Genomic DNA, 21,857 nt, shown 5'->3' with positions numbered 1-21,857 from the left:
CGCCGGCCGGGCCGCTGTCGTAGTCCCGGCGCCCATCAGCGCGCAAGCCGCCGCAGCCGCTCCACCGCCTCCTCCAGCACGTCCTCCCGCTTGCAGAGCGTGCGGGCACGCACAGCGAGGGGTGGGCGGTCTCACTGGAAATCAGAGTGTAATCTGAGTAAGCTCTGATTATGTCTACCGCGCGCCTGGAAGCAGAAACGGAATCCGTCTCCTTCACCGACCTTTCCCGCAACCCCAAAGGGGTCGCGGCCCGAGCTGCGGCCTTGGGGCGCCTTCGCGTCACACATCGGGACGCTCCGGACATGGTGCTGACCACGGCTGTGCGCGCGGAGAGCGCCGAGGAGAACCTGACCACCGCCTCACGGCTGTTCCTCGCGCTGATGAAGCAGGACGACGGTGCCAGGTCGCTCCTGCTCGCCCTGCCCGAGGTGTTCCCTTGGGCACGGCACCTGGACGCGGAAGAGGTCCGGGCCTTCACCGTCGAGCTTCTTGAAGCGCTGTCGGACGCCGCTGAACTGGGGGCGGGAGAGGCCGTGCGTCGCGCGATCATCTCCTGGCGCGCCACGGCTCGCATCAATGCCGATCCCGACCAGCTCAGGGAATCGCTGCGTCCGCTCGATGGTGATGACCTCGGCCAGGTCGAGGTGTGTGGGTGAGTCCGAAGAAGGGGGACCGAGTCAGCGTTCCACCCCTCAACGGGTGGAACGTCGTCTCTTCGGGACCACGCAGGCGGTGACGGGCTGGGAGGAATTGTGCCGCGTGGCTTTGCCGAGCGCGCATCGCTGCCTGGACGCACTGCGCGCCGATCCGCTGTGCCGGTCCAACTGGAGCCGCCAGCACCAGCTGCGAGGAAGGCACGCGAGCAAGGAGTGGAAGGGCTCTGATCTGGAGCAGTGGGAGTACGAGATCACCAGTGGCGGCCGGGTGCGATACCTGGTCAGTGGGGAGACGTCCACCGTGATCCTCGTGTACGCCTCCCCACGGCACCCGAAGGACACCGAATGAGCTCTGCTCGGATCAGGGGGCACGGACTTTCGTGAAGTTCAGGCCCCAGCGACCTCTCAACGTGTAGTCCCGGCGCCCATCAGCGCGCAAGCCGCCGCAGCCGCTCCACCGCCTCCTCCAGCACGTCCTCCCGCTTGCAGAACGTGAAGCGGACCTGGCTGCGGCCCGCCTCCGGGTCGTCGTAGAAGACCGAGTTCGGTACGGCGGCCACCCCGCAGCGTTCCGGGAGTGCCTGGCAGAAGGCGTACGCGTCCTCCGCGCCGAACGGGGAGATGTCGGTGGTGATGAAGTACGTCCCCTGCGGTTCGTAGACGCGGAAGCCCGCGCTCCGCAGGCCCTCGGCGAGCAGGTCGCGCTTGCGGCGCATGGAGTCGCGGAACTCCGTGAAGAAGGTGTCGGGCAGCTGGAGCGCCTCCGCGATGGCGTACTGGAACGGGCCCCCGCTCACGAACGTCAGGTACTGCTTCGCCGAGCGCACGGCGGTCACCAGGGGCGCGTCGGCCGTCACCCAGCCGACCTTCCAGCCGGTGTACGAGTACGTCTTGCCGGCCGACGAGATGGAGACCGTGCGCTCACGCATCCCGGGCAGGGCCGCGATCGGGTGGTGGGAGCCCTCGAAGACGAGGTGCTCGTACACCTCGTCGGTCACCACCAGCAGGTCGTGCTCCACCGCCAGGGCGGCGATACCGCTCAGCTCCTCGGGGGTGAGGACCGCGCCGGTCGGGTTGTGCGGGGAGTTGAGCAGGAGCAGGCGGGTGCGCGGGGTGATCAGGGCGCGCAGTTCGTCGAGGTCCGGGCGGAAGGTGGGGGCGCGCAGGGTGAGGGGGACGCGGACGCCGCCCGCCATGGCGATGCAGGCGGCGTACGAGTCGTAGTACGGCTCGAACGCGATGACCTCGTCGCCCGGCTCCACCAGGGCGAGCAGGGCGGCGGCGATGGCCTCGGTGGCTCCGGTGGTGACCAGGACCTCGGTGTCGGGGGACCAGGTCAGGCCGTAGAAGCGCTGTTGGTGGTCGGCGACGGCGGTGCGCAGCTCCGGGATGCCGGGGCCCGGCGGGTACTGGTTGCCGTGCCCGGCGCGCAGCGCCCGGACCGCCGCCTCCCGGATCTCCTCGGGGCCGTCGGTGTCGGGGAAGCCCTGGCCGAGGTTGATCGAGCCGGTCCGCGCGGCCAGCGCGGACATCTCGGCGAAGATCGTCGTGCCGAACCCGGCGAGGCTGCGGTTGAGCAACGGTCGTCCCTGTGTCATGGGCGCCATCCTGGGCCCAAGCTCTGGAGTTGCTCAAGTCTGCTTTCGTCCGTGTGTGCCGGGGGGATCCCCCTGACACGAAGGAAGCCGGGAAGCGGCGGGGGAACCGCGCTTCGGGGGAAGAGAAGGTGGGTGAGGGGCATGACTGTCTTCATCACGGTGCTGTTCGCGGTGGGGGTTCTGGTCGGCCTGGTGGTGTTCCTGGTGCGGGTGAGCAGTGTCAAGGCCGTTCCGCCCGTCCGGCCGCGCGCCGGCCGCCGGTCCTCCGGCGACGGGGCGGCGGTGGGCGGCGCCGGCGGTGGCTGGTGGGCGGCTGACGGCGGTTCGTCCCACGGCAGCGGGCACTCGTCCGGCGACTCCGGAGGCCACTCGGGCGGGCACTCGGGCGGGCACTCGGGTGGGCACTCATGCGGAGGCGGTTCCTCCTGCGGTGGTGGTGGCGGGGGCGGTGGCTGCGGCGGGGGTAGCTGAGCGGGGGGTGCGGTTGTCGCCGTCGCTGTCGCCGGAATCGTCGCCGTCACGGGCATCGCCGTTGCCGTTGCCGTCGCTGGCATCGGCACCGTCACCGGCATCGACAATGTGTCACCGATATCGGCATCGGCACGGTCATCGGCGTGGATACCGTCACCGACAGTGACTCGCGCGCAGGGCGCCCGGAGGGTGAACTCCCTTCGGGCGCCCTGTCGTTGAGCCACGCAGACGGAAATGGCTGAACAGTTGAACCGGGCTGCCCCCGAGGGGATGGAAACCACGTCAAGTTGGGCAAAAACGCTGCGAGTGCGGCGTACTTCGTGATTCCCTCGTTGAAGAGAACATCCAGCCCTCGGACCCCAGTTGGACCAGATCGGGCGCCCCCTCCTCCCACGCGCGTGCTCAGGGGACGCCCGCTGTCCATGTGTCCATGTGTGTTTGCGGAGCCGACCCATGCTTACCACCCTCCAGACGGCCTATTCCGATACCCGCGCCGCCGACCTGGCCTGGACCCTGGGCCGGGAGCCGCTCCCCGCCCTCGCCGTCCTCGATCTCCAGCTCGGTGGCGCCGAACTCCAGTTGAGGCTCCTCGGCGCCTCCCACCAGGTCCTGCTCCAGGAGGACCGGGGGGTCTGCTCGGAGACCGTTGCCTGCATGCCGGGCAGCAGCACTCCGCTCCCTCTCGGCGTCGCCAAGCGGCTCGGGGACTGGGAGTACGAGTTCGCCGCGCGCGTCGAGACCCTGACGCAGGGGCAGTTCGCCGGGCGGGCGCAGGAGCTGCTCGCCCTCGTGAGCGACCACCCGCACGGGCTGGCGGGCACCTTCCCCGGCAGCCCGTACGCCTTCACCGCGATGCTCGCCCAGTGCATCGAGGGCCAGGTGCGGTGGCGCACCTGGCACGCGTACCCGCAGGAAGGGCAGTTGGTGGTCACCCGGACCCGGGTGGGGGTGCGCATCCCCGCGGCCGCGCTCTGAACGCCCGCGCTCCGAGGGGGTGTGCTCCGAGGGGGTGCGAGGGGTGTGGGCGCCGTGCCGTGGCCCTGCTTTGTGCGGGGTGCCTCCCGGCTGCTCCACTTGCACCCTTGTGGGTGACAGGTGGCGACGGGGCAGTGACGTAGCGTTCGCAGCATGATCGACCAGCAGGTGTCGCTGCGAGGGGGCGCGGCGCGGCTTCCCGTACGGCCGGGGACGGGCCGGTTCCTCGTGTTGGCCGCCGTCTTCGTCTGCGCGGCCTGCGGTCTCGTCTACGAGCTGGAACTGGTCGCGCTCGCCTCCTACTTGATCGGTGACTCGGTCACCCAGGCCTCCGTCGTGCTCTCCGTGATGGTCTTCGCCATGGGCATCGGCTCCCTCCTCGCGAAACGTTTACGCTGCCACGCCGCCGTCGGGTTCGGGCTGATCGAAGCGGCCCTCGCGCTGATCGGCGGCTCCTCGGCGCTCGTGCTGTACGCGTCGTTCGCCTGGCTCGGGGAGTCGCAGTACGCCCTGGTCGGGTTCTCGCTGGCGATCGGGGTGCTGATCGGGGCGGAGATCCCGCTGCTGATGACGCTGATCCAGCGCGTCGACCGGCAGGACGCGGGCGGGGCCGTGGCCGACCTCTTCGCCGCCGACTACGTGGGCGCGCTCGTCGGCGGGCTGGCCTTCCCCTTCCTCCTGCTGCCGATGCTGGGGCAGCTCACCGGCGCGCTCCTGACCGGCGCGGTCAACGCGGCGGCCGGCGGGGCGCTGGTCCTGTGGGTGTTCCGGCGCGACCTCACCCCCCGGTCCCGCCGGCTCCTCGTCGTGGTCAACGTCTCGGTGATCGCCGTCCTGGCCACCGCCACCTTCCTGGTCGACGACTTCGAGCGGGCGGCGCGGCGGGCGGTCTACGGGGACCAGGTGCGGGTCGCGGTGCAGACCGGGGTGCAGGAGGTCGTCCTGACCGGGACCGACCGCGACTCCCTCGGCCTCTACCTGGACGGCCGGCTGCGGGTCAGCGCCCGCGACGAGCACCGCTACCACGAGGCGCTGGTCCACCCGGCGATGAACGGACCCCACGCCCGGGTCCTCGTCCTGGGCGGCGGCGACGGGCTCGCCGCCCGCGAGGTGCTCCGCTACGAGGGCGTCCGCTCGGTCACCGTCGTCGAGATCGACCCCGCCGTCACCCGGCTGGCCCGCACCGACCCCGCCCTCTCCGAGCTCAACGGCCACGCCTACCGCGACCCGCGCCTCACCGCCGTCGGCGCGGACGCCTTCACCTGGCTGCGGGCCGACCACCACCGCTACGACGTGGTGATCTCCGACCTGCCGGACCCGGGGATCACGGCCAGTACGAAGCTGTACTCCGCCGAGTTCTACGGGCTGATCGCCGAGGCCCTGGCCCCGCAGGGGCGGCTCGTGGTGCACGCGGGCCCGCCGGTGGCCCGGCCGCAGACCTTCTGGACGGTGGAGGCCTCGGTACGGGCCGGGGGCCTCGCCACCCGCCCGTACCGCATTCCGGGCCGTCCTTCCGGCCCCTCCGGCGCCTCGGGCCTCACCGTGAGCCCCGGGCGGCCCGGCGGCGCGGCGGCGCGGCCTCCGGAGGACTGGGGCTTCCTCCTGGCGGGGGCAGGGGCGGTGGGGGAGCCGGGGCTGGGCGCCGGGGCGCCCGTACCGCGCTCGCTGGGGGCGGCGGAGCTGCGCGAGGGCGCCCGTGCGGCGGACGGGCTGCGGCTGCCGGGGCGGGTGCCGTCCACGTTGATCCACCCGCGCTACTGGGAAGAGGCGTGAGGGGGCTCCCGGGGCTCGCTGGGGGGCTCCTGGGGCTCGCGGGGCTCGGCTGGGCGGCTCCCCGGGCTTCGGGGGGCCCTGCGGGCCGTGGTGCCGGGCGAGCGGGTCGGGCGTGTGGAAGCCCTGACGTGTGGGCCGGGGGCGATTAGGCTCGGTCGGTATGGAGCATCAGGTGTTCGTTCCGGTCCCGGTCCCGGCCCTGCGGCGCACGCTGGGCGATCCCGCCCGGGTCGCCCGCTGCGTACCGGGGATCCAGCAGGACGCCGACGCGTCGGCGTCGCCCCTGGCCGGCCGGCTGAAGTTCCGGGCCGGCGGCCACACCATCACGTACCGGGGCGAGCTGAAGCTCTCCGGCCCGGAGGGCGTGGAGGCCACGGACGGTGCGGAGGCGGCGGCCGGTGCCTCGGGGCAGGAACGGTTCTCGGTGACCGGGGAGGGCGTGGAGGCCCGAGGGACCGGTGCGGTGAAGCTGGCCCTGACCATCGGCCTCACGGAGACGGACGGCGGGACGACCCTCGCCTACAGCGGTACGGCGAGCGGCGACGGCCGGCTGGCCGAGCTGGAGGAGGGCGCCGCGCTCGCGGCGGCCCAGCGGCTCCTGGACCGCTTCACCCAGCAGCTGGTGACGGAGACGCTGGCCGCGCACGGGGAGGACGGCAGCGGGAGCGCCGAAAGTGCCGAGGCCGCGGAGGCCACGGAGGGCGTCTCGGCCGAGGGGCTTGAGGGGGATGTCGAGGCGGCGAGCGTCGACGCTCCGGGCGATGGCACTCCGCGCAACGACGCTCCGGGTGGCGAAGAGGCTTCCGGCGCCGGTACAGGCTCCGGCGCCGATACGGGAGCCGAGTCCGGTACTTCCACCGAACCAGCCGGGCCCGCCGAACCAACCGGACCCGCCGAGCCGACCGAACCCGCCGAACCCGCCGAGCCCACCTCCGTATTCGACTCGCCCGTCCCCCCGCCCGCCCTCGACCCCGTCGCCGGAGTGGAGTTCACCGTCCCGGACGAGCCGCCCGCCGAGGCCGCGCACGCCCGTCGCACCATGATCGGCCGCAGCGCGGAGGAGGTCGACCACGCGCCCCCGCGCGGCCGGTACGCCCCCGTGCCCTCGCCGGACGCGGGCGGGGCGGGCACCGCCCTGCGCTGGGTCGCCCCGGCCGCCGCCCTCGCGCTCGCCTCGGCCGTGGTGCTGGGCCGGGCGCTGCGGCGCCGCAGGTAAGGCGCCCCAGGCAAGGCCCCGCAGTCAAGCCCCCCCCAGGCAGGGCCCCGCAGGCAGGGCCCCGCAGGCAGGGCCCCGCAGGCAGGGCCCCCAGGTAAGGCGCCTCAGGTGAGACGCCCCAGGCAAGGCACTCACGCAAGGCACTCCCGTAAGGCCCCCCAAGCAAGCCCCCCAAGCAAGCCCCCGAACAACGCCCCCAAACAACCCGTCACAGGTGCCGGGCGGCCCCGATCCGGCCCGACCGGCGGGACACTGCCGTGGGCCGCCAGTAGGGTCGTCGGGTGAGCAGTAGCGAAGAGAACGTCCGGCTGACCGCCGGCGACGCCGAGTTGACCGTCGACCCCGTCCACGGCTGCCGGATCAGCAGCCTGCGGATCGGCTCCACCGAACTGCTGCGCCAGGGCGAGCGCTACGGCAGCTTCCCGATGGTGCCCTGGTGCGGACGCACCGGGTCCGGGCAGTTCCGCAACGGCGACGCGTCCCATCAACTCCCCCTGAACTCCCCGCCGCACGCGATCCACGGCACCGGCCGGGACACCGCCTGGGAGACCGCCCACGCGGACAAGGCACAGGCAGCCTTCTACTACGACCTCGCCGAGCCCTGGCCGTACCCGGGCCGGGTCACCCAGACCTTCGAGCTGACCGAGGACGCGCTGACGCTCGGCCTCGCCGTGGAGACGTACGGCGACTCCTTCCCGGCCCAGGCGGGCTGGCACCCCTGGTTCCGCCGCAGCCTCGGGGGCCGGGACGCCGAGCTCTCCTTCGACGCCGCCTGGCAGGAGGAGCGCGGCGAGGACCACCTGCCGACCGGCCGCCGCATCGAGCCCGTACCCGGCCCGTGGGACGACTGCTTCGGGATGCCCGACGGCGTCGACGTGAAGCTCACCTGGCCGGAGCAGCTGGAGCTGACGGTGAAGAGCCGCGGTGAGTGGGTCGTGATCTACGACGAGCAGGACGAGGCGATCTGCGTGGAGCCGCAGTCCGGCCCGCCGAACGGGCTCAACAGCGCGCCCCGGCTGGTCACCCCGATCGACCCGCTGGAGATCACGACGACCTGGAGCTGGACGCGGCTCTGAGGCGGGGAGGGGGTGAGCGGGCCGGGCGTCCGCCGGGGTTTCCGGCACCGCTTACCCTCGTGGACATGACTGACGTACGCGCTGACCTGCTCCAGCAGATCAAGGACAAGGCCGTGGTGCACGGCAAGGTGACCCTCTCCTCGGGTCTGGAAGCCGACTGGTACATCGACCTGCGCCGGATCACGCTGGACGGCAAGGCCGCGCCGCTGGTCGGCCAGGCCATGCTGGACGCCACCGCCGAGCTGGACTACGACTGCGTCGGCGGGCTGACGCTGGGCGCCGACCCGGTCGCCACCTCGATGCTGCACGCGTCCGCCGCGCGCGGGCGGAGCCTGGACGCGTTCGTCGTCCGCAAGGCGCAGAAGGCGCACGGGATGCAGCGCCGGATCGAGGGCACCGACGTGAAGGGCCGCCGCTGCCTGGTGGTCGAGGACACCTCGACCACCGGCGGTTCGCCGCTGACCGCCGTCGAGGCCGTACGTGAGGCGGGCGGCGAGGTCGTCGCCGTCGCCGTGATCGTGGAGCGCGGTGCCGCTCCGGCCATCGCCGAGGCCGGCCTGCCGTACGTCCAGGTCTACTCGGTGGCCGACCTCGGCCTCGCCTGATCCGGTCCCGCGGAGCGGGTGACCTGCGGTTTTCGTCAGGGGTGGACGGTTTCACGTGAAACCGTCCACCCCTGTCCCGTAACCGTCGCGCATCCAACGGGGTCCGCCGGGTGGAGCCGGATGGGGAGTCTGGGAAGATGGGGGCGACGATGACGTCGCCCCCAGGTCAGGGACTTACGCCTGTACACCCGCACATCCCAAGGAGCGGTCAGATGCCCATCGCAACCCCCGAGGCTTACGCCGAGATGCTCGACCGGGCAAAGGCGGGCAAGTTCGCCTACCCGGCCATCAATGTCACCTCGACGCAGACCCTGCATGCGGCCCTGCGCGGCTTCGCGGAGGCCGAGAGCGACGGCATCGTCCAGATCTCCACGGGCGGTGCGGAGTTCCTGGGCGGCCAGTACAACAAGGACATGGTCACGGGCGCGGTCGCCCTGGCCGAGTTCGCGCACATCGTCGCCGCCAAGTACGACGTCACCGTCGCGCTGCACACGGACCACTGCCCCAAGGACAAGCTGGACGGCTACGTACGTCCGCTGCTCGCCGTCTCCGCCGAGCGCGTCGCCAAGGGTCTGAACCCGCTGTTCCAGTCCCACATGTGGGACGGATCGGCCGAGACCCTCGCCGACAACCTGGCCATCGGCCAGGAGCTGCTGGCCCAGGCCGCCGCCGCCAAGATCATCCTCGAGGTCGAGATCACCCCGACCGGCGGCGAGGAGGACGGCGTCACGCACGAGATCAACGACGAGCTGTACACGACCGTCGACGACGCGCTGCGCACCGCCGAGGCGCTCGGCCTGGGCGAGAAGGGCCGCTACCTGCTGGCCGCCTCCTTCGGCAACGTCCACGGCGTCTACAAGCCGGGCAACGTCGTGCTCCGCCCCGAGCTGCTCAAGGACCTCCAGGCGGGCGTCTCGGAGAAGTACGGCAAGCCGGCCGGCAGCCAGCCGTTCGACTTCGTCTTCCACGGCGGCTCGGGCTCCACCGCCGAGGAGATCGCCACCGCGCTGGAGAACGGCGTCGTGAAGATGAACCTCGACACCGACACCCAGTACGCCTTCACCCGCCCGGTCGTGGACCACGTGTTCCGCAACTACGACGGTGTCCTGAAGGTCGACGGCGAGGTCGGCAACAAGAAGACCTACGACCCCCGCACCTGGGGCAAGGCCGCCGAGGCCGGCATGGCCGTGCGTGTCACCGAGGCGTGCGCGAACCTGCGCTCCTCCGGCACGAAGCTGAAGTAACCACGCGCAGGGGCTGAAGCAGCCACGCGCGTAAGTACGGCTGTACGGCGTCGGGCCCGGTCCTCCTTCTCAGGGGGCCGGGCCCGTTGCTGTGCCGAAAGAAGCCCGGAGGCCCGGAGGCCCGGGAGCCCGGAAGCGCCAGAGGCCCAGAAGCCCAGAGGCCCAGAAGCCAAGTAGCCGAGTAGCCGAGAGAAGGAGGCCTCCGTGGCCGCGCCCTATGACTTCGACACCGTCGTCGACCGCCGGGGCACCTGGTGCGTCCAGTGGGACGGGGTCGCGGACCGGTTCGGGGTCGACGGGCTGCTGCCCTTCACCATCTCCGACATGGACTTCGCCACCGCCCCCGAGGTGCTCGCCGCGCTGCGGGCCCGGCTGGAGCACCGCGTCTTCGGCTACACCACCTGGCGGCAGGACGACTTCCGCTCGGCCATCGCCCACTGGTACGCCACCCGGTACGGCACCGGGATCGACACCGGGCAGCTCGTGTACGGCCCGTCCGTCCTCAACCAGCTCTCCCAGCTCCTGCGGATGTGGACGGCGCAGGGGGACGGGGTCGTCGTCCACACCCCCACGTACGACGGTTTCCGCAAGGCGATCACCGGGCTCGGGCGGGAGCTGCGCGGGGTGCCGGTGGGCGACCGGGACGCGCTGGAGCGGGAGCTGTCCCGGGCGGATGCGAAGGTCCTGGTGCTCTGCTCGCCGCACAATCCGACCGGGCGGGTCTGGACGGCCGCCGAGCTGACCCGGATGGCGGAACTGTCGGAGCGGTACGGGGTCGCGGTGATCAGCGACGAGATCCACGCGGACTTCGTGCACGAGGGGCACGTCCATGTGCCGTGGCCGCGGGTGGCGGAGGCCGGTTGCTGGGCGGTCGTGACCTCGGCGTCGAAGGCCTTCAACTTTCCGGCGCTGACCGGTTCGTACGGGCTCATCGGTGATCCGGGGGACCGGGCGGAGTACCTGCGGCGGATGGAGACGGGGGAGGGGCTGGCGTCTCCGGCCGTCCTGTCGCTGACCGCGCACATCGCCGCGTACCGGGAGGGCGGGGCGTGGCTGGACGCCGTACGGGCGTATGTGGCGGGGAACCTGGCGTACGTCGCGGAGCGGCTGGGCGAGGCCCTTCCCGAGCTGGGGTGGGCGCCGCCGCAGGCCGGTTATCTGGCCTGGATCGACCTGCGGGCGGCGGGCGTGGAGGACGACGAGGCGTTGCAGCGGGTGCTGGTGGAGCGGGAGAAGGTGGCGATCATGGGCGGTGCGGTCTACGGGGCGCCGGGGTTCGTCCGGCTGAACGTGGGGTGCCCTCGGGCGAAGGTGGTCCGGGGGGTGGAGGCGCTGGTGCGGGCGGTGGAGGCCGTGCGGTAGGGGGTGTGCCGTGCGGTAAAGGGCCCCCACACCCCACTCCGAACCGCCATATCCCGCCCGGCCGGGCCGGGTGGCCCCCCACCCGCGTCCCGGTCCAGGCACACTTGATCCATGTCCATCCACGAGAACCTTCTCGGGGGCCCCGCCCCGACCCACCTGCCCGACGACCCCGAGCCGCGCGAGCTGCTCGCCGCCGGCACCCCGCCCGCCGAGGTCGCCGCGAAGTACCCCACCTCCTCGCTCGCCTGGGCGCAGCTCGCCGACGAGGCGTACGAGGGCGGCCGGGTCATCGAGTCGTACGCCTACGCCCGTACCGGCTACCACCGCGGCCTCGACTCCCTGCGCCGGGCCGGCTGGAAGGGCCACGGCCCCGTACCGTTCGAGCACGAGCCGAACCGCGGCTTCCTGCGCGCCCTGCACGCCCTGGCGCGGGCCGCCGGGGCCATCGGGGAGACCGAGGAGCACGAGCGCTGCTCGACGTTCCTGCGCGACTCCTCGCCGACCGCGGCCGACATCCTGAGCTGAGCCCGGCCACGTACTCCGCAGCCGGGCCCACCCCCCACGAGGGGCGGGTCCGGCTTAGTATGCGAGCAGGGGACCGGAGCTCCATCACCTCACGGAAGGGGCGGACCGCTACCCGGAAGCTCGTGTCGAGGAGACAGCGATGTCGACGAACCACCCCGACCCCGAAGCCACCGGTGCGGACACCCCGCACCTCGACTTCGCGGGAACGACTCCGTACGAGGACTATGTCCAGGCGGATGTCCTGACCCACCTCCAGCACCTCCGCTCGGACGACCCCGGCGAGATGGTCTTCCTGGTCACCACCCAGGTCATGGAGCTGTGGTTCACGGTCATCGTCCATGAGTGGGAGACCGCCACCCGCGCCCTGCGCCAGGACCGCATACCCGTCGCGCGCGACGCCCTGAAGCGTTCGCTGCGCGAGCTGGAGGCGCTCAACGAGTCCTGGCGGCCGCTGGCCGGACTCACCCCCGCCCAGTTCAACTCCTACCGGGGCTCGCTCGGCGAGGGCTCCGGGTTCCAGTCCGCGATGTACCGGCGGATGGAGTTCCTGCTCGGCGACAAGTCCGCCTCCATGCTGGTGCCGCACCGGGGCGCGCCCCGCGTCCACGCCGAGCTGGAGAAGGCGCTCGGGGAGCCCAGCCTGTACGACGAGACGCTCGCCCTGCTGGCCCGGCGCGGGTACGCGATCCCCGAGGCCGTCCTGACCCGGGACCTGACCCAGCGGTACGAGCCGTCGCCCGAGGTCGAGGCGGTGTGGGCACGGATCTACTCCGCCGACGACCAGAACGACGAGCTGGTCCGCCTCGGTGAGCTGCTCACCGACGTCGGCGAGCTGGTCTGGCGCTGGCGCAACGACCACCTGGTCGCCACCCGGCGCGCGATGGGCTCCAAGACCGGCACCGGCGGCTCCGCCGGGGTGGCCTGGCTGGAGAAGCGCGCCACGAAGAACGTGTTCCCCGAGCTGTGGACGGCGCGTAGCCATGTCTGAGACCACGACCGCACGCGACGGCCTGAGTGAGCGGGCGCTGAAGCTCGACGCCGCCGACCCGCTCGCCCCGCAGCGGGCGCTCTTCGCCCTCGACGACGGCGTCTACCTCGACGGCAACTCGCTCGGCGCGCTGCCCGTCCACGTCCCCGCCCGGGTGCAGGACGTCCTCACCCGCCAGTGGGGCGAGCTGCGCATCCGGTCCTGGGGCGAGAGCGGCTGGTGGACCGCGCCCGAGCGGATCGGCGACCGGATCGCCCCGCTCGTCGGGGCCGCCGCCGGGCAGATCGTCGTCGGGGACTCGACCAGCGTGAACGTCTTCAAGGCGGTCGTCGCGGCCACCCGACTCGCGGGCGAGGGACGCGACGAGATCCTGGTCGACGCGACGACGTTCCCCACGGACGGGTACATCGCCGCCTCCGCCGCCCGGCTCACCGGCCACCGGATCGTGCCCGTCGCGCCCGCCGACGTACCGGCCGCGCTCGGCCCGCGTACCGCCGCCGTGCTGCTCAACCACGTCGACTACCGCTCCGGCCGGCTGCACGACCTGCCCGCTCTGACCGCCGCCGTCCACGCGGCGGGGGCGGTCGTCGTCTGGGACCTCTGCCACAGCGCCGGTGCGCTGCCGGTCGGGCTGGACGAGCACGGGGTGGACCTGGCGGTCGGCTGCACCTACAAGTACCTGAACGGCGGCCCCGGTTCGCCCGCGTACCTGTACGTGGCCGAGCGCCACCAGGCCGCCTTCGACTCCCCGCTGCCGGGGTGGAACTCGCACGCCGACCCGTTCGGCATGACCCCCGAGTTCGCCCCGGCGGACGGCTCCGTACGGGGCCGGGTCGGCACGCCCGACATCGTCTCCATGCTGACGCTGGAGGCGGCGCTGGACGTGTGGGACGGGGTCTCGGTGGACGCGGTGCGGGCCAAGTCGCTGGCGCTGACGGACTTCTTCCTGGAGTGCGTCGAGGCGTACGTACCGGCGGGCCGGGTCGCCTCCGTCACCCCGGTCGCGCACGCCGAACGCGGCAGCCAGGTCGCCCTGCGCTGCGCCGAGGCCGAGCCCGTGATGCGCCGGCTCATCGAGCGGGGCGTCGTGGGCGACCTGCGGCGGCCGGACGTGCTGCGGTTCGGCTTCACCCCGCTGTACGTGGGGTTCGCCGACGCGGAACGGGCGGCGCGGGTCCTGGCCGAGGTGCTCGACGAGGTGCCGGCGGCCGCCTGACGGGCCGTCGGGCCGCGTACGACCGGGCGGGGACGGTACCGAGGGCTGATACCGTCCCCGCAGGTCAATCCGGTTGGGCACCTGACACAGGCACCTGACACAGGCACCTGACACAGGCACCTGACACAGGCACAGGACACAGGCACAGGACGGTTGAGCAGCATGTCGGATTCCGCCGCGCGTGATCGGGACGTCGCCGAGACCGGGTCGGCGCTCGCGCGTCCCGTGGTCGCCCCCGACCGGACCGCCGCCTATGGTGACCACCCCGACCAGATCATCGACTTCTACGTCCCGCGCGACGGCCGCACCGCCGCTCCGCTCGTCGTCCTGCTGCACGGCGGGGCCTGGCGGGCCCCCTACGACCGGGCACACGTCTCCCCGCTCGCGGACTTCCTGGCCCGGCGGGGCTTCGCCGTGGCGAGCGTGGAGTACCGGCGCGGCAGCGAGAAGGGGGACGTGCCCGGCGCCGACCCGGTCGCGGGGCGCTGGCCGGAGACCTTCGACGACGTGGCCGCCGCACTCGACGCCGTACCGGCCCTGGCCGCGCGGGAGCTGCCCGAGGCCGACGTACGCCGGATCGTGGTCACCGGGCACTCCGCGGGCGGGCACCTCGCGCTCTGGGCGGCGGCGCGGCACGTGCTGCCCGAGGGGGCGCCGTGGCGGCTGCCCGCCCCGCCGCCGTTGCGCGGGGTCATCGCACTGGCCCCGATCGCGGACTTCGCCACGGCGGTGGAGCTGGACGTGTGCGGCGGGGCGGTCACCCAGCTCATCGGCGGCGCGGAGGAGTTGGGCGACGAGCCGGCCGTCCGCACGGCGTGGACCGATCCCGTGGCGCTGCTGCCCACCGGGATCGCCACCGCGATCGTCCACGGCGAGGAGGACATCGTCGTCCCGCCGGCCGTGTCGGAGGCGTACGTCGACGCGGCGGCGAAGTGCGGAGAGATGGTCGGGTTCACGCTGCTCGGCGACGTCGGGCACTTCTCGCTGATCGACCCGGCCACCGACGCCTGCGCGATCGTGGCGGAGGAGATCACGCAGCTGGCGTGGTGAGAAACCCGTCGGCCCGTTCTTCGTGGGCGCGCGTAGTCCTTGAGACGGACGCCGTGGAATCCGCATCGGTGCTGACGACCCGCGCCCCGCCGCCGCCTACCGTGGAAGCGTGACCGAGACCCAGACGAAGACCAGCACCCCGGAGCTCCGGGCGACCGCCGGCGCGATGGAAAGCCTGCGGGAAGACCTCTTCCGCAACGTGTTCGCCTACCGCCCGCTACCGCCGCTCTCGCCGGAGGGGCGGTTCATACGGCGGCTTCCCGAGGGGCTGCGTCGGGTCGCCGTCTGGACCCCGCACGCGCTGGTGCTGGGCGCCGCCCTGATCGTGCTGACGGCGGGACTCGCCAACTGGCACTTCAGTTTCCTCATGGGCTTCGTGCCCGCGGTCGCGGTCGCGATGACCCTGGTCAGGCCGGTCGCCGCGTTCTGGGCCTCGATGGTCGCCACGATCTTCTGTGCGATCCTGGGCAGCGGCGGACTGTGGGGGCCCAGCGCCTTCATCGCGCAGATGGTGGTCATCGTGGTCGTGGCCGCCCGGACCCGGCCCCGTACGGCAGCCTGGATGTGGCTGCTGACGCTGCTGTTCGGGATGCTGCTGGAGGGCGGGAACCCGTCCAACACCGCCTCCCTGGCGGTCCTCACGGCCTTCGCGCTGCTCATCGTCACCGTGGTCCACGTCCGGCGCGACGCCGAGCGGGAGGTCCGGGACGCCGAGCGGGAGATCACCGTGCAGCGCACCGTCACCGCCGTCGAACGCGACCGGCGCACCCTGCTGGAGGAGCGCACCACCATCGCCCGGGAGCTGCACGACGTGGTCGCGCACCACATGTCGGTCGTCGCGATCCAGGCGGAGGCCGCCCCCTACCGGGTGGAGAACCCGCCGCCCGAGCTGGAGCAGGCCTTCGTCACCATCCGGGAGAACGCGGTGGCCGCCCTGACCGAGCTGCGCCGCGTCCTCGGAGTCGTCCGCGCGGAGGACTACGCGGCACCGGACGCCCCGCAGCCCACCCTCGCCGCGCTCGACGGGCTCCTGGACAACGTCCGCGAGACGGGCCTGGAGACGGAGAAGGTGATCACCGGGGCCGTCCGCGAGCTGCCCCAGGGCGTCGAGCTGTCGGCGTACCGGATCATCCAGGAGGCCCTCAGCAACACCCTGAGGCACGCGCCGGGCGCCACCGCCAGGGTCGAGATCGCGTACGTGCTCGGCGGGATCGGGCTGCGGATCGTCAACGGCCCCCCGAGGGGCCTGGTCAAGCCGTCCCCGGGGGCCGGGCACGGGATCACCGGGATGCGGGAGCGGGTGGCGATGCTGAACGGTGCGATGACGGCCGCGGTGACGGAGGACGGGGGGTACGAGGTGGCGGTGTTCCTGCCCGTACCGCCGGCGGAGAGCGAGCCGGAGGAGCGGGACGCGGCGTCGGGCGCCGAAGCCGCCGCCTCCGCGCAGACGCTCGTCATCGAACGGGACGGCAGGGCATGAACGCCACAGGCGCAGGCGCAGGCACGGGCGCAGGCACGGGCGCAGGCACGGGCGCAGGCACGGGCGCAGGAGCAGGCAGAGGCATCGAGGCCGGCACCAGCACCGGCAGAGGCACCGGCACCGGCACCGGCACCGGCACCGACATCCGGGTCCTCATCGTCGACGACCAGATGATGGTCCGCGAGGGCTTCTCCGTCCTCCTCAACGCGATGCCCGGGATCACGGTCGTGGGGGAGGCGGTGGACGGCCGGCAGGCCGTCTCCCAGGTCGCCGCCCTGCGCCCGGACGTCGTCCTGATGGACATCCGGATGCCCGAGATGAACGGCATCGAGGCGACCCGCGAGATCGTCGCGCAGGACGCCGACGCGAAGGTCCTGGTCCTGACGACCTTCGACCTGGACGAGTACGTGTACCAGGCGCTGCGGGCCGGGGCCTCGGGCTTCCTCCTCAAGGACGCCTCGGCCCGGCAGCTCGCGGACGGCGTACGGGTGGTGGCCTCGGGCGAGGCGCTGCTCGCGCCGACCGTGACCCGGCGGCTGATCACCGAGTTCTCCAAGCTGGCGGAGGCGCCGAGGCCCCCCGCCCTGGCCCGGATCGGGGACCTCACCGAGCGCGAGACGGAGGTGCTCGTGCTGATCGCGCAGGGGCTGTCGAACGCGGAGATCGCCTCGCACCTGATCGTCGCCGAGTCCACGATCAAGACGCATGTGAGCCGCATCCTGGTGAAGCTGGGCCTGCGCGACCGGACGCAGGCGGCGGTGTTCGCGTACGAGGCACGGCTGGTCACCCCGGGGTAGCCCCGAAGGGGCCAGGGGTGGCCCCGGGGGACCAGGGGTGGCCCCGGGGCGACCAGGGGCAGCCTCTGGTCTCTGGTACAGGCCCCCCTTGCGGTGGCGGCGGACGCGGGTAGCGTCGGGTCATGCACGTGTCCTTCGATCCCTGGTCGCCCGCGTTCGTCGCCGATCCCTACCCCGCCTACGCCGCCCTGCGAGCCGCCGGCCGGGCGCACTGGTTCGAGCCGACCGGGCAGTGGCTGATCCCGCACCACTCCGACGTGTCGGCCCTGCTGCGCGACCGGCGCCTGGGCCGTACGTATCTGCACCGCTTCACCCACGAGGAGTTCGGCCGCACCCCGCCGCCCGCCGCGCACGAGCCGTTCACCACGCTCAACGGGCAGGGGCTGCTCGACCTGGAGGCCCCCGACCACCCGCGCATCCGGCGGCTCGTCTCCAAGGCGTTCACCCCGCGCACGGTCGAGAACCTCGCCCCGACCGTACGGCGGCTGGCGGCCGAGCTGGTCGACGCGTTCGTGGCCAAGGGCGGCGGGGACCTGCTGGCGGAGGTCGCCGAACCCCTGCCGGTCGCCGTGATCGCGGAGATGCTGGGGGTGCCGGAGGCGGACCGGGGGCCGCTGCGGCCCTGGTCGGCGGCGATCTGCGGGATGTACGAGCTGAACCCGTCCGAGGAGACGGCCAAGGCCGCCGTCCGCGCGTCGGAGGAGTTCTCCGCGTACCTGCGCGGGCTCATCGCCCAGCGCCGCACCGCCCCCGGCGACGACCTGGTCTCGGCGCTCATCGCCGCCCACGACGAGGGGGAGCGGCTGACCGAGCAGGAGATGGTCTCCACCTGTGTGCTGCTGCTGAACGCGGGCCACGAGGCGACGGTGAACACCACGGTCAACGGCTGGCGCACCCTCTTCCACCACCCCGAGCAGCTCGCCGCCCTCCGTGCGGCGCCGGCGTCGCTGCCGACGGCGATCGAGGAGCTCCTGCGCTACGACACCCCCTTGCAGCTGTTCGAGCGGTGGGTGCTGGACGACATCGAGGTCGACGGCCAGGTGATCGGGCGCGGGGCGGAGGTGGCGCTGCTGTTCGGCTCGGCCAACCGGGACCCGGAGCGGTTCACGGACGCCGACACGCTGGACCTGGCCCGGCCGGACAACCAGCACGTCTCGCTCGGCGCGGGCATCCACTACTGCCTGGGCGCTCCGCTGGCGCGGCTCGAACTGACAGCGTCCTTCGGTGAGTTGCTGCGGAAGGCGCCCGCGATGCGGATGGTGGCGGAGCCGGAGTGGCAGCCGGGGTACGTGATCCGGGGGCTGAAGGAGCTACGGGTCGAGGTGTAGGGCGCCGCCCCGCCTCCGGACACCGAGCCTCGGCGGACCGGCCTCGGCGGACCGGCCTCAGCGGACCGGCCTCGGCGGACCGGCCTCAGCGGACCGGCCTCAACGGACCGGGCCCCGGCAGACCGGCCCTCAGCAGGGCGGCCCGCAGTCCTGGACCGCCCGCGTGCCGGCCAGCACGTCGAAGCCGTACCCGAAGGCGGCGATCCCCGCGAGCACCCCCACCAGGGCGAGCGCCCACCGCCACCGGCCCCGTACGACGGAGAGGACGGCCAGAGCGGCGGCGGCCCCGCCGAGGGCCATGACGGGCAGGCCCAGCCAGAAGACGTCCGGGTTGGTCTCGCCCTCGAAGCCGCCGAAAAGGCCCCTCCTGCCGTACGGGAGCCAGGCCACGATGCCCGCGAGGGTGCCCAGCACGGCGGCCAGGCAGCCGATGGTGCCGGTGACGGCTTCTTGTCGGGTCTCCATGTGCGGACGACGGGTCTCCATGTGCGGGGGGACGCGGCGGGGCGCGGGCGCGGTTCCGCTCCCTGGGGCGCCCCTCCCCGGCCCCCGGGCGCGCTCCCGCTCCCCGGGGCGCCCCTCCCGGGCCCCCGGGCCCCCCGGCCCTCAGCCGCCGAAAGGACCGGGAGGAGGCCTCACGTCAACGGGGACGACGTCCGGCCCGACGCCTCGTCGATCTCGTCGTGCGCCTTGGTCAGCAGTTTCATCGCCATCTCGTTGAGCGCCCTGGCCCCCGCGATCTCCTCGCCGACCCGCTGCTGGTCCTCGTCCGAGGGGTGGCGGCTGGCGTAGCCGTGGGCGCGTACCTCGGTTCCGTCGGGGAGGCGGACGAGGGCCGCGGCGCGGGTGCGGTGCGCGTCCTCCTCGAATTCGAGGTCGATGTGCCATCCGACAGTGACTCGGGGCATGGTGGTGCTGGTCATGACGGTCACCTCCGCGGCCGATTCGCGTACGTACCCCTGCCGAAATCCACGTACGTACCCTTCCAGCGTCCCCCCGAAGGCCCCGCCGCGCTCGCCGGGACCGGCGGTCTCAGTGTGCGGGCGCCGGGAGCATCAGCCCCCAGGCGTCCGGCCGCACGGTCCACGTCCGGGTCCGCACCGGGCCGCCGGTCTTTATGTCGGCCCGGTAGCGGAAGTCCGCGCCGGAGACGGTGACGGCCTTGGCCTCCGCCGTGACGTCCTCGCCGTCCGTGGTGCTGACCACCACGTCGGCCAGGCCACCGCCGCGCTGGGAGAGCACCGAGACGCCCCGCACGGGCACGTCCAGGTCGCTCAGCAGCACCCCGTCCGCCTCGACCCGCAGCCGGTACGTCCCCGGGGGCGCGGCCGCCGCGCCCGGGGCCGCCGGGCGGACCAGGGACGTCACCAGGGAGCGGCAGGTGTCCCAGACGGCGGTGACGCCCGTGTGCGCGGCCCCCGTCCCGGGCGCCGGTGTGGGGGCGGGGATGCACAGCCGGCCGAGCACCACGCCGTCGCTGTCGTCCACCAGCAGGTCCAGCCGCCGCACCGCCCCGTCCAGCGCGGTCCGCGCGGCCGCCACCGCGCCCCGGGGCACGCCGAGGGCGTGGGCCACCTCCAGGGCGTGCGCGGCCCCGACCGGGATCAGGGAGAGGACGCCCCCGGAGAGCTCCCGCTCCCGGTGGAGCTGGGCCACGGCACGCAGCAGCGCGTGGTCGTCGCCGACCACCACCGGGCGGCGCGAACCCCGCCGGGACAGGGCGCGGGCGAACTCCTCCGGCGTGTCCGGAAGGCAGATCTTGGCGTGCGAGCCGGCGCTCAGCACGTCCCTCGCGATACGGACGGACTCGCCGTCGGTCCGGCGGGCGACCGGGTCGATGACCACCAGGAGCTGGTCGTCGCCGTCGTCGGGGGGCTCTGCAGCCGACACCTCGGTCCTTCCTCGGGTAGCATCTTGGTGCAAGAGCCCCTTGCGCTATTGCGCCAGGGGCTTCGTCTATTCCGGGGCACCCGGTTCGACGGCTCAGGCTTTGCCGTACATCGTCGTGCGGCAGGTACGACCTTTACGTACGCCCCCTGGCCTTGGACATGCCCCGCCCGGAAGGGGTGTACGCCTGTGCCCGCACTTGTGCTGCTCGGTGCTCAGTGGGGTGACGAGGGCAAGGGGAAGGCCACCGATCTCCTCGGTGGATCCGTGGACTATGTCGTGCGATACCAAGGCGGCAACAACGCCGGTCACACGGTCGTCGTGGGCGACCAGAAGTACGCACTGCATCTCCTCCCCTCCGGAATCCTGTCGCCGGGCTGTACCCCGGTCATCGGGAACGGTGTCGTGGTCGACCCGGCGGTCCTGCTCTCCGAGCTGAGCGGTCTGAACGAGCGAGGCGTCGACACGTCCAAGCTTCTGATCAGCGGCAACGCTCATTTGATCACTCCGTACAACGTGACGCTCGACAAGGTCAGTGAGCGCTTCCTCGGCAAGCGCAAGATCGGTACGACGGGCCGTGGCATCGGTCCGACGTACGCCGACAAGATCAACCGGGTGGGCATCCGCGTCCAGGACCTCTACGACGAGTCGATCCTGGTGCAGAAGGTCGAGGCCGCCCTGGAGCAGAAGAACCAGCTCCTGGCCAAGGTCTTCAACCGGCGCGCCATCGAGGCGGACCGGATCGTGGAGGAGATGCTCCAGTACGCGGAGCGGATCAAGCCGTACGTCGCCGACACGACGCTGATCCTGAACGATGCGATCGACGAGGGCAAGGTCGTGCTCTTCGAGGGCGGCCAGGGCACGCTGCTCGACGTCGACCACGGCACGTATCCCTTCGTCACCTCGTCGAACCCGACGGCGGGCGGCGCCTGCACCGGTGCCGGGGTCGGCCCGACGAAGATCAGCCGCGTCATCGGCATCCTCAAGGCCTATACGACGCGTGTCGGCGCCGGTCCGTTCCCGACGGAGCTGCACGACGAGGACGGCGAGGCGCTGCGGCGCATCGGCGGCGAGCGCGGTGTCACCACCGGCCGTGACCGCCGCTGCGGCTGGTTCGACGCCCCGATCGCGCGGTACGCGACCCGGGTCAACGGCCTGACCGACTTCTTCCTCACCAAGCTCGACGTCCTCACCGGCTGGGAGCAGATCCCGGTCTGCGTGGCGTACGAGATCGACGGCAAGCGCGTCGAGGAACTCCCGTACAACCAGACCGACTTCCACCACGCGAAGCCGATCTACGAGAACCTGCCGGGCTGGTCCGAGGACATCACCAAGGCCAAGACCTTCGACGACCTGCCGAAGAACGCGAAGGCGTACGTGAAGGCCCTGGAGGAGATGTCGGGCGCCCCGATCTCCGCGATCGGCGTCGGCCCCGGCCGGACCGAGACGATCCAGATCAACTCGTTCCTGTAGGAACACGCGCGATATCGCGTTCCTGTAGGAGCACGCGCGATACCGCGCTCGTAGGAGAACACGCGCGTCCATAAGAACGGCGGCGGGGCGCCGCCCGGGCGGGGGGGGGGGGGCCCCCCGGAGGGGGGGGACACCCC

General features: G+C 72.6%; 22 protein-coding genes. 18 read left to right on the top strand and 4 right to left on the bottom strand.

Annotated elements, in window-relative coordinates; genetic code table 11:
* The first annotated feature begins 170 nt into the window (after positions 1-170).
* Positions 171-656, top strand: coding sequence for a prevent-host-death family protein (locus tag AB0917_RS26185; protein ID WP_366822124.1), 486 nt, complete (start codon positions 171-173; stop codon positions 654-656).
* Positions 657-759: 103 nt separating this feature from the next.
* Positions 760-1,005, top strand: coding sequence for a hypothetical protein (locus tag AB0917_RS26180; RefSeq protein WP_366822123.1), 246 nt, complete (start codon positions 760-762; stop codon positions 1,003-1,005).
* Positions 1,006-1,084: 79 nt separating this feature from the next.
* Here AB0917_RS26180 and AB0917_RS26175 read toward each other — a convergent pair whose 3' ends face one another.
* Positions 1,085-2,254, bottom strand: a complete 1,170-nt coding sequence (locus AB0917_RS26175) for a pyridoxal phosphate-dependent aminotransferase (RefSeq protein WP_366822122.1) — start codon at positions 2,252-2,254, stop codon at positions 1,085-1,087.
* Positions 2,255-2,395: 141 nt separating this feature from the next.
* Here AB0917_RS26175 and AB0917_RS26170 point away from each other — a divergent pair, with 141 nt between their 5' ends.
* From AB0917_RS26170 to AB0917_RS26100, 15 genes are all read left to right on the top strand, one after another.
* Positions 2,396-2,725 carry a hypothetical protein gene (locus tag AB0917_RS26170; RefSeq protein ID WP_366822121.1) on the top strand — a complete coding sequence of 110 codons (330 nt, stop codon included), beginning with the start codon at positions 2,396-2,398 and terminating at the stop codon, positions 2,723-2,725.
* 453 nt (positions 2,726-3,178) lie between these two features.
* Positions 3,179-3,700: a DUF2617 family protein gene (locus AB0917_RS26165; RefSeq protein WP_366822120.1), complete on the top strand. Its 522-nt coding sequence runs from the start codon at positions 3,179-3,181 to the stop codon at positions 3,698-3,700.
* A gap of 153 nt (positions 3,701-3,853) precedes the next feature.
* Positions 3,854-5,473, top strand: a complete 1,620-nt coding sequence (locus AB0917_RS26160; protein WP_366822119.1) for a polyamine aminopropyltransferase — start codon at positions 3,854-3,856, stop codon at positions 5,471-5,473.
* A gap of 160 nt (positions 5,474-5,633) precedes the next feature.
* Positions 5,634-6,689 carry an SRPBCC domain-containing protein gene (locus tag AB0917_RS26155; RefSeq protein WP_366822118.1) on the top strand — a complete coding sequence of 352 codons (1,056 nt, stop codon included), beginning with the start codon at positions 5,634-5,636 and terminating at the stop codon, positions 6,687-6,689.
* A gap of 281 nt (positions 6,690-6,970) precedes the next feature.
* Entirely contained in the window at positions 6,971-7,765 is a 795-nt protein-coding gene (locus AB0917_RS26150) for an aldose 1-epimerase (protein ID WP_366822117.1), read from the top strand.
* A 65-nt stretch (positions 7,766-7,830) separates the two neighbouring features.
* Positions 7,831-8,370, top strand: a complete 540-nt coding sequence (gene pyrE / locus AB0917_RS26145; protein ID WP_366822116.1) for an orotate phosphoribosyltransferase — start codon at positions 7,831-7,833, stop codon at positions 8,368-8,370.
* 212 nt (positions 8,371-8,582) lie between these two features.
* On the top strand, positions 8,583-9,614 hold the full coding sequence (gene fbaA, locus AB0917_RS26140; RefSeq protein ID WP_366822115.1) for a class II fructose-bisphosphate aldolase: 1,032 nt from the start codon (positions 8,583-8,585) through the stop codon (positions 9,612-9,614).
* Positions 9,615-9,818: 204 nt separating this feature from the next.
* Positions 9,819-10,976, top strand: a complete 1,158-nt coding sequence (locus AB0917_RS26135; RefSeq protein WP_366822114.1) for a MalY/PatB family protein — start codon at positions 9,819-9,821, stop codon at positions 10,974-10,976.
* A gap of 111 nt (positions 10,977-11,087) precedes the next feature.
* Positions 11,088-11,501, top strand: coding sequence for a DUF3151 domain-containing protein (locus AB0917_RS26130; protein ID WP_018514127.1), 414 nt, complete (start codon positions 11,088-11,090; stop codon positions 11,499-11,501).
* 139 nt (positions 11,502-11,640) lie between these two features.
* Positions 11,641-12,489 carry a tryptophan 2,3-dioxygenase family protein gene (locus tag AB0917_RS26125; protein ID WP_366822113.1) on the top strand — a complete coding sequence of 283 codons (849 nt, stop codon included), beginning with the start codon at positions 11,641-11,643 and terminating at the stop codon, positions 12,487-12,489.
* Positions 12,482-13,705 carry a kynureninase gene (kynU, locus tag AB0917_RS26120; protein WP_366822112.1) on the top strand — a complete coding sequence of 408 codons (1,224 nt, stop codon included), beginning with the start codon at positions 12,482-12,484 and terminating at the stop codon, positions 13,703-13,705. Before AB0917_RS26125 ends, kynU begins: the two co-directional genes overlap by 8 nt.
* 162 nt (positions 13,706-13,867) lie before the next feature.
* Positions 13,868-14,755 carry an alpha/beta hydrolase gene (locus AB0917_RS26115; protein WP_366822111.1) on the top strand — a complete coding sequence of 296 codons (888 nt, stop codon included), beginning with the start codon at positions 13,868-13,870 and terminating at the stop codon, positions 14,753-14,755.
* Between the two features lie 109 nt (positions 14,756-14,864).
* Entirely contained in the window at positions 14,865-16,235 is a 1,371-nt protein-coding gene (locus tag AB0917_RS26110; protein ID WP_366822110.1) for a histidine kinase, read from the top strand.
* Positions 16,232-17,032: a response regulator transcription factor gene (locus AB0917_RS26105; protein ID WP_366822109.1), complete on the top strand. Its 801-nt coding sequence runs from the start codon at positions 16,232-16,234 to the stop codon at positions 17,030-17,032. The genes AB0917_RS26110 and AB0917_RS26105 overlap by 4 nt, the downstream gene beginning before the upstream one ends.
* Positions 17,033-17,154: 122 nt before the next feature.
* Positions 17,155-18,360 carry a cytochrome P450 gene (locus tag AB0917_RS26100; RefSeq protein ID WP_366822108.1) on the top strand — a complete coding sequence of 402 codons (1,206 nt, stop codon included), beginning with the start codon at positions 17,155-17,157 and terminating at the stop codon, positions 18,358-18,360.
* Between the two features lie 129 nt (positions 18,361-18,489).
* On the opposite strand, the gene AB0917_RS26095 is transcribed toward AB0917_RS26100, so the two are convergent.
* From AB0917_RS26095 to AB0917_RS26085, 3 genes are all read right to left on the bottom strand, one after another.
* Positions 18,490-18,825 carry a hypothetical protein gene (locus AB0917_RS26095; RefSeq protein WP_366822107.1) on the bottom strand — a complete coding sequence of 112 codons (336 nt, stop codon included), beginning with the start codon at positions 18,823-18,825 and terminating at the stop codon, positions 18,490-18,492.
* 170 nt (positions 18,826-18,995) lie between these two features.
* On the bottom strand, positions 18,996-19,268 hold the full coding sequence (locus tag AB0917_RS26090) for a DUF1876 domain-containing protein (RefSeq protein ID WP_366822125.1): 273 nt from the start codon (positions 19,266-19,268) through the stop codon (positions 18,996-18,998).
* 124 nt (positions 19,269-19,392) lie between these two features.
* Positions 19,393-20,250 carry a diacylglycerol kinase gene (locus tag AB0917_RS26085; RefSeq protein ID WP_366822106.1) on the bottom strand — a complete coding sequence of 286 codons (858 nt, stop codon included), beginning with the start codon at positions 20,248-20,250 and terminating at the stop codon, positions 19,393-19,395.
* Between the two features lie 186 nt (positions 20,251-20,436).
* Here AB0917_RS26085 and AB0917_RS26080 point away from each other — a divergent pair, with 186 nt between their 5' ends.
* Positions 20,437-21,720, top strand: a complete 1,284-nt coding sequence (locus tag AB0917_RS26080) for an adenylosuccinate synthase (protein ID WP_366822105.1) — start codon at positions 20,437-20,439, stop codon at positions 21,718-21,720.
* The last annotated feature ends 137 nt before the right edge of the window (positions 21,721-21,857 follow it).

The sequence above is a fragment of the Streptomyces sp. NPDC007346 genome (assembly GCF_040703535.1).
Classification (GTDB): Bacteria; Actinomycetota; Actinomycetes; order Streptomycetales; family Streptomycetaceae; genus Streptomyces.
Note: the sequence above shows the minus strand (reverse complement) of the source record. Positions and strands in the feature narration are given on the sequence as shown.

Excerpts from the sequence above, each read along its gene's own strand:
- AB0917_RS26185 (WP_366822124.1), top strand. The coding sequence starts at position 171 with ATGTCTACCGCGCGCCTGGAAGCAGAAACGGAATCCGTCTCCTTCACC.
- AB0917_RS26175 (WP_366822122.1), bottom strand. The coding sequence starts at position 2,254 with ATGACACAGGGACGACCGTTGCTCAACCGCAGCCTCGCCGGGTTCGGC.
- AB0917_RS26170 (WP_366822121.1), top strand. The coding sequence starts at position 2,396 with ATGACTGTCTTCATCACGGTGCTGTTCGCGGTGGGGGTTCTGGTCGGC.
- AB0917_RS26165 (WP_366822120.1), top strand. The coding sequence starts at position 3,179 with ATGCTTACCACCCTCCAGACGGCCTATTCCGATACCCGCGCCGCCGAC.
- AB0917_RS26160 (WP_366822119.1), top strand. The coding sequence starts at position 3,854 with ATGATCGACCAGCAGGTGTCGCTGCGAGGGGGCGCGGCGCGGCTTCCC.
- AB0917_RS26155 (WP_366822118.1), top strand. The coding sequence starts at position 5,634 with ATGGAGCATCAGGTGTTCGTTCCGGTCCCGGTCCCGGCCCTGCGGCGC.
- pyrE (WP_366822116.1), top strand. The coding sequence starts at position 7,831 with ATGACTGACGTACGCGCTGACCTGCTCCAGCAGATCAAGGACAAGGCC.
- fbaA (WP_366822115.1), top strand. The coding sequence starts at position 8,583 with ATGCCCATCGCAACCCCCGAGGCTTACGCCGAGATGCTCGACCGGGCA.
- AB0917_RS26130 (WP_018514127.1), top strand. The coding sequence starts at position 11,088 with ATGTCCATCCACGAGAACCTTCTCGGGGGCCCCGCCCCGACCCACCTG.
- AB0917_RS26125 (WP_366822113.1), top strand. The coding sequence starts at position 11,641 with ATGTCGACGAACCACCCCGACCCCGAAGCCACCGGTGCGGACACCCCG.
- kynU (WP_366822112.1), top strand. The coding sequence starts at position 12,482 with ATGTCTGAGACCACGACCGCACGCGACGGCCTGAGTGAGCGGGCGCTG.
- AB0917_RS26115 (WP_366822111.1), top strand. The coding sequence starts at position 13,868 with ATGTCGGATTCCGCCGCGCGTGATCGGGACGTCGCCGAGACCGGGTCG.
- AB0917_RS26105 (WP_366822109.1), top strand. The coding sequence starts at position 16,232 with ATGAACGCCACAGGCGCAGGCGCAGGCACGGGCGCAGGCACGGGCGCA.
- AB0917_RS26100 (WP_366822108.1), top strand. The coding sequence starts at position 17,155 with ATGCACGTGTCCTTCGATCCCTGGTCGCCCGCGTTCGTCGCCGATCCC.
- AB0917_RS26095 (WP_366822107.1), bottom strand. The coding sequence starts at position 18,825 with ATGGAGACCCGACAAGAAGCCGTCACCGGCACCATCGGCTGCCTGGCC.
- AB0917_RS26090 (WP_366822125.1), bottom strand. The coding sequence starts at position 19,268 with ATGCCCCGAGTCACTGTCGGATGGCACATCGACCTCGAATTCGAGGAG.